The sequence below is a fragment of the Bradyrhizobium diazoefficiens genome (assembly GCF_016612535.1).
Taxonomy (GTDB): Bacteria; Pseudomonadota; Alphaproteobacteria; order Rhizobiales; family Xanthobacteraceae; genus Bradyrhizobium; species Bradyrhizobium diazoefficiens_C.
This window is the reverse complement of record NZ_JAENXS010000002.1, coordinates 2,266,399-2,280,073: the sequence shown is the minus strand read 5'-3', so window position 1 is coordinate 2,280,073 and position 13,675 is coordinate 2,266,399. Positions and strand designations below refer to the sequence as shown.

At 61.6% G+C, this 13,675-nt stretch carries 12 protein-coding genes and 1 pseudogene; 11 read left to right on the top strand and 2 right to left on the bottom strand.

Translation table 11 applies throughout. The features are described from left to right. Positions 1-6: 6 nt before the first annotated feature. Together JJE66_RS27565 and JJE66_RS27560 are read left to right on the top strand one after the other, a co-directional pair. Entirely contained in the window at positions 7-795 is a 789-nt protein-coding gene (locus tag JJE66_RS27565) for an enoyl-CoA hydratase/isomerase family protein (RefSeq protein ID WP_200517595.1), read from the top strand. 76 nt (positions 796-871) lie between these two features. Then, positions 872-1,768 carry a LysR family transcriptional regulator gene (locus JJE66_RS27560; RefSeq protein ID WP_200517594.1) on the top strand — a complete coding sequence of 299 codons (897 nt, stop codon included), beginning with the start codon at positions 872-874 and terminating at the stop codon, positions 1,766-1,768. Positions 1,769-1,805: 37 nt separating this feature from the next. Here the strand turns inward: JJE66_RS27560 and JJE66_RS27555 are convergent, their stop codons facing one another. Further along, positions 1,806-2,969: an OpgC domain-containing protein gene (locus tag JJE66_RS27555; protein WP_200517593.1), complete on the bottom strand. Its 1,164-nt coding sequence runs from the start codon at positions 2,967-2,969 to the stop codon at positions 1,806-1,808. A 218-nt stretch (positions 2,970-3,187) separates the two neighbouring features. Here JJE66_RS27555 and JJE66_RS27550 point away from each other — a divergent pair, with 218 nt between their 5' ends. The 9 genes and pseudogenes from JJE66_RS27550 to JJE66_RS27515 all read left to right on the top strand — a co-directional run bounded on the left by JJE66_RS27550 (position 3,188) and on the right by JJE66_RS27515 (position 12,533). Beyond that, complete coding sequence (locus JJE66_RS27550; RefSeq protein WP_200517592.1) at positions 3,188-3,889, top strand: pirin family protein; 702 nt, start codon at positions 3,188-3,190, stop codon at positions 3,887-3,889. Between the two features lie 26 nt (positions 3,890-3,915). Beyond that, positions 3,916-4,332 (top strand): DoxX family protein, encoded by a 417-nt coding sequence (locus JJE66_RS27545; protein WP_200517591.1) that lies wholly within the window; start codon positions 3,916-3,918, stop codon positions 4,330-4,332. Between the two features lie 142 nt (positions 4,333-4,474). Further along, the gene (locus JJE66_RS27540) at positions 4,475-4,939 is read left to right on the top strand and encodes a (2Fe-2S)-binding protein (RefSeq protein ID WP_200518826.1); all 465 of its coding nucleotides are present in this window, start codon (positions 4,475-4,477) and stop codon (positions 4,937-4,939) included. Continuing rightward, positions 4,936-5,385, top strand: a pseudogene (locus JJE66_RS38990) (molybdopterin cofactor-binding domain-containing protein); the annotation flags it as partial. The gene JJE66_RS27540 and the pseudogene JJE66_RS38990, both read left to right, overlap by 4 nt. A gap of 93 nt (positions 5,386-5,478) precedes the next feature. Then, on the top strand, positions 5,479-7,161 hold the full coding sequence (locus JJE66_RS38220) for a molybdopterin cofactor-binding domain-containing protein (RefSeq protein WP_311979961.1): 1,683 nt from the start codon (positions 5,479-5,481) through the stop codon (positions 7,159-7,161). 280 nt (positions 7,162-7,441) lie between these two features. After that, entirely contained in the window at positions 7,442-9,175 is a 1,734-nt protein-coding gene (locus JJE66_RS27530) for a CocE/NonD family hydrolase (RefSeq protein WP_200517589.1), read from the top strand. A gap of 39 nt (positions 9,176-9,214) precedes the next feature. Then, the gene (locus tag JJE66_RS27525) at positions 9,215-10,000 is read left to right on the top strand and encodes an enoyl-CoA hydratase/isomerase family protein (RefSeq protein ID WP_200517588.1); all 786 of its coding nucleotides are present in this window, start codon (positions 9,215-9,217) and stop codon (positions 9,998-10,000) included. A gap of 64 nt (positions 10,001-10,064) precedes the next feature. After that, positions 10,065-11,747 (top strand): AMP-binding protein, encoded by a 1,683-nt coding sequence (locus JJE66_RS27520; protein WP_200517587.1) that lies wholly within the window; start codon positions 10,065-10,067, stop codon positions 11,745-11,747. An 87-nt stretch (positions 11,748-11,834) separates the two neighbouring features. After that, positions 11,835-12,533, top strand: a complete 699-nt coding sequence (locus tag JJE66_RS27515) for a TetR/AcrR family transcriptional regulator (protein WP_200517586.1) — start codon at positions 11,835-11,837, stop codon at positions 12,531-12,533. Positions 12,534-12,553: 20 nt separating this feature from the next. On the opposite strand, the gene JJE66_RS27510 is transcribed toward JJE66_RS27515, so the two are convergent. Continuing rightward, positions 12,554-13,525 carry an amidohydrolase family protein gene (locus JJE66_RS27510; RefSeq protein ID WP_200517585.1) on the bottom strand — a complete coding sequence of 324 codons (972 nt, stop codon included), beginning with the start codon at positions 13,523-13,525 and terminating at the stop codon, positions 12,554-12,556. Between the last annotated feature and the right edge of the window lie 150 nt (positions 13,526-13,675).

Sequence of the window (13,675 nt, the reverse complement as noted above, 5' to 3'; positions counted from 1 at the left end):
GTTGAAATGCAAGTGATCAAATTCGAACAGACGGATGCCGTCGGCCACATCGTGTTGGCCAACCCGCCGAAGAATCTCATCGCTTCGGCCTTCTCGAACGACCTCAAGCAGGCCGTTCACGAAGCCAGCGAGAACGACATCCGGGCGTTGCTGGTCAGGGCGGAAGGCCCCAATTTCAGCCAGGGCGGCGATGTGCTCGACTTCCTGGAGAAGAACACCAATCAATTTCGCACCTTCATCGCCGAATGCAATCAGTCGTTCCGTGCGCTCGAGGCCCTGCAGATCCCGACGGTCGCGGCCGTTCGTGGCGCTGCGTTTGGCGGGGCCTTCGAGCTTGCTCTCGCCTGCGACTTCATCATTGTGGCCGAAGACGCGGTGTTTCGTTGCATTGAAGCTTCGGTTGGCTCCGCACCGGTCGCTGGCGCAGTACAACGGTTGGCCGAACGCATCGGCCGCTCGCGCGCGGCACGATACGCCATGCTGTGCGAGCCGATGTCGGGCGTCACCGCCGGCAACTTGGGTATCGCGACATCGGTCGTGCCCGCGGAGGAAGTCGAGGCGGCGGCGCTGAAATTCGCGCAGGTCTTGTCGACGGGCCCTACGCGATCCTACGCGGCGATACGAACCTTGTTGAAGGCGTGGTCGGGTGGCGGCGTTCCGTCCGCCGACGCGGTGATCTTGGACGTCACCATGGCGCTTCACAGCTCGGAGGACGCGCGACGCGGCCGCACGGCTCGCGCCGAGGCCATCAAGCAGGGAATCGAGCCGCCGAAGGTCGCCTTCACCGGCCGATGAGGACGTCCGCGAGGCGCGGAAATCCTCTCCGTCTGCCCGAGCAGTTCGGATCGCGAGGAAGAATTGGCGAGCGAAGGTGCGCGATTTCAACGACTTCCAGTTCTTTGCCGCGGTGGTCCTCAATCGCGGTTTCACGGCGGCCGCTCGCGTGCTGGGCGTGCCCAAATCACGCATCAGCCGTCGCGTCGCGTTGTTGGAAGAGCGACTCGGCGTCCGGCTGCTCGATCGAACAACGCGAGGTTTGAGCCTGACTCAGGTCGGCCAGCAGGTTTATGAGCACGCTCGGGCGGCCGTCATCGAGGCTGAGGCAGCCGAGGAAGTTGCGCTGCGCATGCAGGCCGAACCGCGTGGACTGGTACGGCTGAGCTGCCCGCTCGGACTCCAAGGTGCGATCGCGGGCCCTTTGCCAGGTTTCCTTGCTGCGCATCCCCAACTGCGCGTTCAATGCATCGCGACCAATCGCCGTGTCGACCTGATTCATGAAGGTGTCGATGTTGCGATCCGCGTGCGGGAACGTCTCGATACTGATGCGGACATGCAAGTGAAGCGGATCGGCGTCAGCCGGCGTATCCTCGTTGCGAGCCCGAGCCTGTTCAAGGCGGGCGCTCCGTTGTTGCCGGCGGACCTCGCCAACTTCTCGCTCCTGCATCAGGAAGAGGAGAGCGCCGGCGTCTGGCCACTGACGACGCAGGGCGGTGAAACCAGCATTGTGCCGATCGAGCCTCGGCTTGCGAGCGGAAGCTTCGACATCCTGATGGCAGCCGCTCGCCAGGGCGCGGGGATCACGTTGCTGCCGGAGCGGTATTGCGAGGATGCGCTCACGAGTGGTGCGCTCGTCCGGGTGTTGCCGGATTGGAGCGGCACCGAGGGTATTCTGCATCTCGTCTTTGCCTCGCGCCGCGGCATGCTGCCGAGCGTCCGGGCGGTGATCGACTTTGCTGCAGCCGCTCTGAAATCGTCAGCCGTCTCGTAGCGGTGGCGGACGGCTCTTCGGCACGGTCCGTCGCCTCTCAGACAGAGGCGGGTGCAGCCTTCGGTGGATTCGCAGGCGTGGGCTTTGCCTTGTCCATCCGCTTGGACCAGGATCGATAATAGGCGAGACCGGTCATGGCCCCGATCCCGACCACGCTGACCAGAATCTGCATCGGCAGCGCGCCGGAGACCTCGACCAGGACAAAATGCGCTGCGAACGACAGGAAGATGCCTGCGCAGAACACCTCGAGCGACTGCTGGCCGCAAACGATCGCGGGCGCAAACAGAGGAGATTCCAGCCCCTTCCAGTCGCGCGGCAGGAATCGGACTACAAAGAAGGCGATGACCGCGAAATGGATGACGCGATACAGGGCCAAGTTGGTCTTGTCGTTGGGAGAGAACAACGAATAGATGCTGTTCGGGATCAATGATCTCAATTCGGGAAAGGGACCTGCCAGGGTCACGACCAGCGCGAATATCAGATAGGCGGCACCCGCGAACAGGAAGGCGCGGGACCCGATGAACGGCGTCGACTCCACGGATCCGCCCAGCGCAAACCACGCGCCAAACACGAACAGCAATTGCCACGCGAATGGATTGAAGTACCAATGGCCAACTGGATAGGCTGGCAGGTTCCAGCCGAAGGCGCGCGCCACGAGGTAAAGCACGATTGAGCCGCAGAGAACCATGTTCGGTCGTTTCAGCATCGCCACCAGGACCGGCGGGAAGAGACCCATCAGCACGATGTAAAGCGGCAGCACGTCCATGTTGACCGGCTTGAACCTGAGGATCAGCCCTTCATACAGCGTCAGCGCTGGATTTGTCAGGAAGCCGTGAATGTTGAATTCGTCGGCAAACTGGTCGCCGCCGTATTTTTGCGCGAGATAACCGATCTCGGCGAGATAGATGACGAAGAGGAGCACGTGAGCGACGTAGATCGTCCAGACGCGCTTGATTAGCCGCGTGCTGCCCACAATGACGCCGCGCTCCACCATGATGCGGGCATAGACGAACGAGGCCGTATAGCCGGATATAAAGATGAACAGATCGGCCGCGTCGCTGAAGCCGAAATTTCGACCGGTGACGAGGTTGAGCACATTATTTGGAATATGGTCCAGGAAGATCGCCCAGTTGGCGATGCCGCGGAACAGGTCCAGTCGCAGATCACGCCCTTTGGGCGGCAGATAATGTGCAACGACCAAGGGTCACCTTCGTCTTGTGTGCGAGAGTGGAGCACGGAGAACATCATGCGTCACCCGTTGCGGCGTCTTGAATGAAACTGCTGCTCGAAAGCCGCGCCGGCAGTCGTTCACCCGATAGAACGACGTGTCCAGAATTTGCTGACTAATCAAACCGCCCGTTCAGCCACATAACCATTCCCGAAACGGACACGCATCGGGTCCGATCTCGAGGAATGATCATGTTGCAGCTTCGCTCGAAGGGGACGCTCGATCACGGTGATCGTGGCTGGCTGAAAGCGCGCCATCATTTCATCGTTTCGGCCGACGGCAATCCTGCGAACGGTCCCATGGGCGCGCTTATGGTCTGGAATGACGACGAAATTGCCCCCGGCACCGGCTTTGGGCGGCACTCCCACGCGGACATGGAGATCGTCACCTATGTCCGCGAAGGGGCCGTCACGCATGAGGACAGCACCGGCAATGTCGGCCGAACACTGGCTGGCGACGTTCAGGTCATGAGCGCCGGAACAGGCATTAGTCATTCCGAGCACAACCGCGACGCAAATCCGCTCAGGCTATTTCAGATCTGGCTGCGTCCGCGCCAGCGCGGCGGAGCGCCGCATTGGGATACCCGCAAATTCCCGAAGGCAGATCGTGCCGGTCGCCTTATCGAGCTCGCGAGCGGAGATCCGAAGACGCCGGAGACACTGATGATCCGTGCTGACGCGCGGGTGTTAGGTGCCACGCTGCTTGCCAGGACCACGCTTACCCACGCGACGCCAGCAGGCTTTCGGCACACTTATCTCGCTCCCGCCCAGGGCGAGATCCTCGTCAATGGGCAACGGGTTGCGGTCGGCGACGGTATCGCCGCCATTGACGAACCCCAACTCACCATCACGGCGGTGAAGGACGCGGAATTCATCCTCGTCGACGCCGCCTGACCTTCCACCAGCAAAGGAACCTTACCATGAACCGTTACCTTCCCCTGATTGGCCGCGTGCTGATCGGTCTGCCTTTTGCGATGAGCGGCCTCGGCAAGCTCGCGGCGTATGGCAAGACCACGGCGATGATTGCCGCTGTCGGCCTGCCCGTGCCGCCGCTTGCCTACATCGTGGCAGTCGCACTCGAGCTCGGCGGTGGGCTTCTGCTAATCGCCGGCTACCAGGCTCGGCTGGTCTCCCTCGCGCTGGCGGTGTTCTGTGTCGCCGCAGGCGTGGCGTTCCACAATAACTTCGCCGACCAGAACCAAATGATCCACTTCCTCAAGAACGTGATGATGGCGGGTGGTCTGCTCCAGATAGCCGCGTTTGGCGCGGGTGCGTTGAGCCTCGACAATCGTCTGTCCAAGGGCGTGGCCGTCGGGAAGGCGGCAGCAGCCCTCTGAACCGTCTCCACTTTCCGTCTACGGCGGCCAGTAATGCCGATTTTGTCCAAGACGTTAGAACTCGTTCCGCCTTAAGGGCGTGTATGGCTGGCCGGACTCCCATTGGACGTGAGCCCGGCCAGCGCATTGCACTGGGTGAATGATGGCGTACCGGATCACGGTCAATGGCGAGTCCCATGAGGTTGCGGCGGCGCCGGAGACGCCGCTGCTGTATGTGCTGCGGAACGATCTCGGATTGAATGGTCCGAAGTTTGGCTGTGGTCTCGGACAGTGCGGAGCCTGTTCCGCATTGGTCGACGGCGAGCTGACGCGAACCTGTTCGATCGCCTTGCAAGATGTCGGAGGTGCCCCGATCGTCACGCTTGAGGGATTGGGTACGTTGCACAAGCCGCATCCCTTGCAAAAGGCGTTCGTCGACGAACAGGCGGCCCAATGCGGTTACTGTTCGAACGGCATGATCATGGCGGCCAAGGCCCTGCTCGACCGCAATCCAAAGCCCAGCGACGAGGAGATCAAGGACGCACTTGCCGACCAGCTTTGCCGCTGCGGCACCCATAACCGGGTCGTCAGCGCCGTCCGCCGGGCGGCTATGGAATCGGCACGATGAGCGTCACGAGGCTTTCGCGCCGCCGGTTCACGCAGACGCTAGGTGTCGTGCTTGCGACCTTCGCGCTGGCACCTCCAGCCGTCCTTGGCCAATCGCCGCCAAATATTCCGTTCAGCCTGCGCAACAATCGCAGGCTGGAAGGATGGATTCGGCTTGAGCCAGATGAAACCGTAACGGTCTTCACCGGTAAGGCCGAGCTCGGGCAGGGGATCCTGACGGCGCTTGCGCAGATTGCGGCGGAAGAGCTCGACGTCAGCTTTGACAAGATCCACATGGTTTCCGCTGATACATCGCGGGGGCCGGACGAGCAGTATACGTTCGGCAGCCAGTCAGTCGAGCAGAGCGGAGGCGCCATTCGCGCAGCCGCTGCCGAAGCGCGCGGCCTTCTGCACGCCGCGGCGGTGCGTCGGTTTGGCGTTCGCGCGGAAGAATTGCAGGTCAGGAAAGGCACGGTCATTGCGGTCGACGGACGGCGTGCGAGCTTTTGGGAGCTCGCGCAAGAGAGTGCCGGCCTGTTGAAGGGAGATATCGCGCTCGCTGTGGCGCCGAAGAAGCCGGGCGACTATGCGATCGTCGGCAAGTCGGTCAACCGGATCGACTTGCCCGGCAAGCTGACGGGAGCGCCGTCCTTTGTCCAGGATATGAGGCTTCCCGGAATGGTCTTTGCGCGGGTGGTTCGTCCGCCACGCTATGGCGCAAGGCTTCTCGGATTCGACGAGGCGGCCGTGCGTGCGCGTCCCGGAGTGGTTACGATCGTCAGCGACGGCAATTTCCTTGCTGTCGCTGCTCAGCGAGAGGAGCAGGCGATTGCCGCTCGTGACGCGCTCGTCGCGAACACGCATTGGAGCGACGACGCGGTCGAGCTTCCCGACATAACCCGTTTGCGTACCGAACTGAAGAAGCTGCGCGCAGAAACCATCGTCGTAGGCATGGCGGGGCAGTCGGAGCCCGTGTCGGGCCAGGTCAAAATGGTCAGCGCGGAATACTCCCGGGCCTATCTTTCCCATGCCGCGATCGGTCCATCCTGCGCGGTCGCATGGTTTAAGGACCGGCGCATGACAGTGTGGTCCCACACCCAGGGTGTATTCCCTTTAAGGGGCGATCTGGCCAAGGTGCTGGGCATGGAGACCAGCGAGGTCGACGTAGTCCATGTATCCGGTGCAGGATGCTACGGGCACAATGGCGCTGATGACGTCGCGCTCGACGCAGCGCTTGTCGCGCGGGCCGTTCCGGGCGTGCCGGTCAAGCTGCAGTGGATGCGGGACGATGAGTTCGCCTGGGCACCGTTCGGCCCGGCAATGGCGATGAAGGTCGAGGCGGCGCTCGGGTCCGACGGCAAGATCGTCGACTGGTCCTACGACGTCTGGAGCAACAGTCACGCGATGCGACCGGGGCAGGCCGGCGGGGTCAATCTTCTCGCGGCCTGGCACTTGAAATCACCCTTCGTTAAATCTCCTGCGCCACATATTCCTCAACCTTTCGGCGACGGGGACCGTAATGCGGTGCCTTCGTATGAGCTGTCGCGGAAGGAGATTCGCAACCATCTCCTGCTCGATGCGCCGGTGCGCAACGGCTCGTTCCGGACGCTCGGCGCGCACGGCAACATCTTCGCCATCGAATCCTTCATGGATGAGCTCGCCGAGGTGGCCGGCACCGATCCCCTCGCGTTCCGCCTTGCCCATCTCAGGGATCCCCGCGCACGCGCCGTGCTGCAGACCGCAGCCGACAAGGCAGGATGGACGCCTGGAAACAAAGGCGACGGGCAGCGCGGACGCGGTCTGGCGTTCTGCCGCTACAAGAGCATCGGGATGTATGCGGCCGCTGTGGTCGACGTCGGGGTCGACCGCAAGACCGGTGTCGTCAAGATCCCCCGCATTGTGATGGCAGCCGATATCGGCCTCGTCGTCAATCCTGACGGTGCCAAGAGCCAGCTCGAGGGCGGCATCGTCCAGGCGGTCAGTCTCACGCTCAAGGAGCAGGTCACCTTCGATCGACGCCAAATCACGAGCCGGGACTGGTCGGGGTATCCGGTCCTCGCCTTCTCCGAGGTTCCCAGCATCGATATCGTTCTGATGCAGCGGAGCGATCCGTCGCTCGGCGCGGGGGAAGGGTCACTGCCGCCAACCTCGGCCGCACTCGCAAACGCCTTCGCTCATGCGACCGGGCGGCGATTGCGTGAGCTGCCGATGACACCGGATCGCGTGAAGGCATCACTTTCCTGATCCTGACGACCTTCGAATGCGAGGCTCTGCCTGGTCTCGGAAGGATGCGCGAGCGTCCTGCATCGCGCGACACAGCGCCTCGCCCAGGTGCCGTCCAGCAGCCGGTGTCCTGCCAGTAGAACGCGTCGTCTCACGCCGGGCCTGGAAACGATGAGCGTAATGCTTTACGATCGTAAAGTTAAGTGACATAATCTTTTTGGTCGGCACCGAGGGATTGCTCCTCGCTCTGCCGACCGCGTCAAACGTCGACCAAAAGCGTCGCGAAGAACCGGGTGAAACGATGATCGAGGAACGGGACGTCAGCGTTGCCATGAGAGACGGCATTCGGCTCGCCGTCGACGTGTATCGTCCGGACGTATCAGGCAAGTACCCGGTGCTGTACGCCGCAGCACTGCACAACAAGGATCTCCAGGGGCCCGACATCGCGGACATCCTGCCACCGCAGCCGGCTCATGCGCCGCTGTGGTTCGGACCGATCGAGGCAGGCGACACACGGCGCTTCATCGCCAATGGCTATGTGCATGTGATCGCGCAGCCGAGAGGATCAGCCAAGTCGGAAGGCCATTACGGCCACGAAGACACCGACCATTACGACATGATCGATTGGATCACACAGCAGCCTTGGTCGAACGGCAAGGTGGGCATGGTCGGCATCTCCGGCTATGCCGGCGAGCAGTGGCGTGCCGCCGCGCAAGGACATCCCGCACTAAAAGCGATCTTCCCCTACGATGCGTGCAGCGCCTATGGCGGCATGTTCGGTTTCCGCGACTTCAATCCCGGCGGGGTGTTGCACACTTTCCCGTATCTGCTCGACGTGTTCAGCACCGTTCACGAATCGCGGGACCGGCCCGCGGAGCTTCCCCCCGCGGAGGAAGAGTTGTGGCGTCGCGCGATGCGGAATCCGGACTTCAAGCAGTACATCAATCTCTACAATATCCTCACGCAGAAGGGGCAGCGGACCTTCATCATGTATCTCATGATGACACATCCCTGGGAGTTCGACGGAACCGTCGAGCGTGCGGAGGAGATCTTCAAGAAGATCAAGATCCCATTTTACACCGGCTCGGGCGCCTACGCCTACACCTACAAGCTCCACTGGCTCGGCGCGCAGCACTATTTCCAGAACGTCGATGCGCCGAAGAAGCTGTTGTTTACCGGACCGGCGCATCTTGAGCGGCCATTCCATCAATATCACGACGAGATCATCCGTTGGTATGACCATTGGCTGAAGGGACAGGATACCGGCATCATGAGCGACCCGCCGGTGCGTTATTGGCTGATGGGCGCCAATGAGTGGCGAACCGGGACGAATTGGCCGCTGCCGGAGACCCAGTGGACGAAATACCATCTTTCCCACTGGGAAGGTCTTACGACCGAACCACCGCGACCCGCAGCGGAGCTCGGCGCCGCGGCGCGCGAGCCCGACGTTTTCACGCAGATGCCGGTGACGCGCACGACCAAGGTAGAGCGCCTGCGCTACATGACCAATCCGCTGCCGCATGACGTTACCGTCGCCGGCCCGATCTGCCTCACGTTTTACGCCGCGATCGATCAGGACGATACCAACTGGATCATCGTGCTCAAGGACGTCGGACCGGACGTTTCGATCCGGACCGCACGTGAGGGAGAACGGGATGTTCCGTCCTCATTGCCGGAACGCGAGCTGACCCGAGGGTGGCTGAAGGCCTCCTACCGCACGCTCGATGAACAGCGCTCGAAGCCATGGGCACCATTCCACAAGCTCACGCAGGACGCGATCAGTCCCGTCAATCCGGGGGAGGTGGTCGAATACAAGGTCGAGATCCTCGCTACCGCAAACCAGTTCAAGGCGGGACACCGGATCTGCCTCGACATCACGTCGATGGACGTTCCGACCGGCACCGGTGCTATGACCAACGTCGAATACATTCCGTACCACGTCTGTAGCAGCAAGACCGTGACGCATAGGATTTATCGCGATGCCGATCGGCCGTCGCATCTGCTGCTTCCGATCATTCCTGAATCCAGCAAATGAAGTCCGGCCCGATGTCGGCACAAGACGGAGCGTATCACCATGAGCATTCGATTTGAACGAGACGGCGCCGTCGGTCATATCGTCCTGGCCAATCCACCCTTCAATCGGCTCGACCTGCGCTTCTGCGAGGCCTTGCGCGTCGCCGTCCGTCAAGCCAGCGAGAGCGATATCCGAGTGCTTGTCGTGCGCTCCGAAGGACCACACTTCAGCTTCGGTGGCGAGGTGCGTGAATGGCCGGGCAAAGACGTGAACTGGTTCCGGACCTTCGTCGCCGATGTTAACTTCTCCTATCGCGCCATCGAGATGCTGAAAATCCCGACCGTCGCGGTGGTGCAGGGGATCGCGTTCGGCGGCGGCTTCGAACTGGCGCTGGCTTGCGACTTCCTGGTCGCGGCCGACAATGCGATCCTTCGCTGCGTTGAGGTCACGACCGCGATGCTGCCGATTGCCGGGGCCTTGCAACGGATCGCCGAACGCGCAGGGCGTGCGCGGGCTTCGCGATTTGCGATGCTGGGTGAACCGATCTCTGGACATGAAGCCGGCATGCTCGGAATTGCGACGCATGTCGTCCCCGAAAGCGAGCTTTCGGCAACTACTGATGCGCTGGTCAAGCAGCTCGCGACGGGGCCGACCAGGTCGTATGCCGCGACCCGGACCCTGCTCAAGGCATGGTCAAGCGGTGGCGTTGCTGCCGCTGATACCGTGATGCTCGACGTCGCGATGGAGCTCTACAACGGCACCGATGCCCAACGTGGCTTTGCGAACACGGCGGATGCCTTCAATAAGGATATCGAGCCGCCAACGCTAGTCTTCGAGGGAAAATAAGCTCGTCGCGTAGCCTTGCTGCGTGCGGCGATCATGCGGGATCTCATTGTTGACGGGAGGCTTCGTGCAACGCGAAAGCTATGTGCATGGCAACAGCGGTGCGCCCTTGATCGGGAAGACCATTGGCGCCCTTCTCGACGACATGAGTGCAACGGACGGATCTCGCGAAGCGCTTGTCGTAACACACCAGAAGATCCGCTGGACCTATGCCGAACTGAAATCGCGCTCCGATGCGTTAGCGTCCGGTCTGTTGGCGCTTGGCCTGCAGCCCGGCGATCGGGTTGGAATCTGGTCCCCCAACTGCGCGGAATGGACGATCGCGCAGTTTGCGACGGCGAAGGCCGGTTTGATCCTCGTCAACATCAACCCCGCCTATCGCCTGAGCGAACTGGAGCACGTCCTGCGCGCTGTGGGATGCCGTGCGTTAATCACAGCCTCCCGCTTCAAGTCCAGCGACTACATCGCGATGATCCGCGAGCTTGCTCCAGAGCTCGGTGGCACGAATGGCGATTTGCTCAGTGCGCGTCTGCCGGAGCTGCGGCACGTTATTGCGATTGCTGGAAAACATGATGGTTGCCTTTCGTTCGATTGGGTCATGGAGCGCGGCAAGCAAGTCGGCAACGGTCGACTCGAATCCGTGTCGGCCGCGGTCCAGATGGACGACGCAGTCAATATCCAGTTCACTAGCGGCACGACGGGACTGCCGAAAGGCGCAACCCTTTCGCATCATAACCTGATCAACAACGCCTTCTTCGTGGGTGAGGCGACCGGGATCGAGCCTGGTTCTCGCGTCTGCATCCCCGTGCCGCTGTATCACTGCTTCGGTATGGTGATGGGCAACCTCGGTTGCGTCACCCACGGAGCCACGATGGTCTATCCATCCGAATCCTTCGATCCGTTGAGAACGCTCGAGACCCTGGAGGCGGAGCGGTGCGGCGTGCTCTATGGCGTACCCACGATGTTCATCGCGCAGCTCAACCACCCCGAGTTCTTGCGCTTCGATCTGAGCTCGCTGCGGCGTGGAATCATGGCCGGAGCGCCATGCCCGATCGAGGTCATGAAGGAAGTGGCCTCGAAGATGCATATGAGCGAAATCACGATCGCCTACGGGATGACCGAAACCAGCCCGGTAAGCTTTCAGAGCAGTCGAGACGATCCGCTTGAGCTGCGCGTCTCGACGGTCGGAAGGATCCAGCCGCATCTCGAGGTCAAGATCGTCGATCGCCACGGTCAAGTCATGCCGCTAGGAGAAGCCGGCGAACTCTGTACCCGCGGCTACTCCGTCATGCTCGGCTATTGGAATGACGAAGCGCGGACCAAGGAAGCGATCGATTCGGCGGGCTGGATGCATACGGGCGACTTGGCGACGATCGACGAGGAGGGGTATTGCCGCATCGTCGGGCGGATCAAGGACATGGTGATCCGCGGCGGCGAGAACATCTATCCGCGTGAAGTGGAAGAGTATCTGTATCGGCACCCCGATATCCAGGACGTCCAGGTTTTCGGAGTGCCCGACGCCAAGTACGGCGAGGAGCTCTCCGCCTGGATCATTGCAAAAGCCGGCGCCGCTCTAGATGAGGAAGGTGTCCGCAGGTTCTGTCAGGACCGGATCTCGCACTACAAGATTCCGCGTTACATCCGCTTCGTGGAAGCCTTCCCGTCCACCGTGACGGGCAAGGTCCAGAAGTTCGCGATGCGGGATGCCATGATCGAGGAATTCGCCCGTGGCAAGGCGGCGGGCGGTTGACGATGCGGGCCGCAACAGCTCGTGCCGACGGGCCGCCCCTTGGCGTCTCCCGGACATTCGTGTTAGCCAACGAAAATGGCGAAGAGAATGAAAGTGGTGGCGTCAGCGACGAGGCGGTCGACCCAGCCACGTAAGCGGGCCGAGCAGCAGCGCTCGCTGGAGACGCGCGCTTCGATTTTGAACGCCGCGATTGCGGAATTTGCCGAGCGGGGATTCGAGGGAGCAAGCATCCGAGCGATTGCCGACCGGCTCGGTCTGCAGCATCCGCTCATTACTTACCACTATCGCAGCAAGGACATTCTTTGGCGGGCGGCGGCGGAGCATGCGTTTGCGCAAATCAAGGCAGGGTGGGACGTCCTGACTCCAGAGACATCCGACTTGCCGCCCCTTGTCCGATTGCGGGAGGAGTACGCCACTCTCTACCGTTACACGGTCGCGTTTCCTGAGTTTCATCGCTTCATGCGCCAGGAATCGTTGACCGATAATCCTCGGCTGAAATGGGTTGCGGAAACCGTATTGACGCCGCTGTTAGGGCGGCTGATCCCGCAAATCGCGGCAGCGCAGAAACAAGGTCTCCTCCCCGCGGTCGATCCCATTCTGTTCCACTATATGATGGTCAGCCTTACTGCGACGCTGGCGGGGTTCGGACCTGAAATGCAGGTGACGAGCGGGCGGTCCGCAGAAGACAAGGACCTTATCGAAGCGTATTGGCACCTGGTGGACGAGACGGTTTTTGGAGAGCGGGCCATCGCGAAGCCGGTCCGAGCTGGCGCGCGACCACGTTGAGTGCGGGCTGCCTGGCCTCGCTAGGGGAGGCCAAACAACCGGCGCGCATTGTCGCGGCCGATCTTCCTTCGATCGAGTTCGCTGATCTCGCAATTGTCGAACCAGCGCGAAGCCTCTTCAAAGCTCTCGAACGGATAATCGACGGCGTACAGGATGCGGTCGCTACCGACCTCCAGCATGGTCGAAATGAGCGACGGTGTGCGAAAATTGCCGCTCGTCGTCACGTAGACATTCTCGCGGAAGTAATCGCCCAGCGGCCGTTTGCAGGGAATACCACGGGGTGCCTTCGCGACGATGTTGTCGATGCGCCAGATATTGAATGGAATGCATTCGCCGAGATGACCCAGGATCATCTGCAAGTGCGGGTTTCGATCGAACAGTCCAGTGGACATCAAACGTAGTGCGTGAGTGCTGGTCTCCATCGTGAAGGCCCAGGTGGCCGCAGTCAGCCACGGAAAGCCATCGAAGATCGGTTCGCGGGATGGTAGAGGATCGCGCGGATGCATATAAAACGGCTTGCCGAGCGCACTTGCGCTGTTCCAGAAGTCGGCAAATTGCGGTGCATCATAATAGACGACCGTTTCCGAGTTTCCGACCTGCGAAAATCCGTTCACCATAAAGCCGTGAAATCCCAATGTTTTAACGGAGCGCTCGAGCTCGCGCGCCGCCGCCTCGGGGTCCTGCATCGGCAGCGCTGCGAACCCCCCCAGCTTTGTCGGATGGCGCGCGACATGCTCGGCAAGGACATCGTTGGCGCGGCGCGAGACGTCAACGGCCTCCTTCGCGCTTGGAATGCACTGGATGCCTGGCGAGTTGAGTGAGAGGATCGAAAATCCTGTGCCTCCCTGCTCCATGCGTTCAAGCCGTTGCTGTTCGATGTCGAGAAGGTTCGCCTTCAGCCTTTCCCAAACCGCGGGCAGCGAATAGGTCTTCGATTGATCGATCGTCAGGTCGATGGCGAAGTGCTCTTCCAACGCGATCTTGTTCTTCAACTTGGTACTCCATGGAGACGGTGGGGCGCTGGCGGGCGCCGAGGCGAAAAGCTCTCGCCGCGCCGGATTCCGCGCGTGCGAGCGGCTCTCCCGAGCAGCAGCCAAGAGGATAGTTGTGGCCTGGAGACCGCGCTTGATTGCAATCGGCGT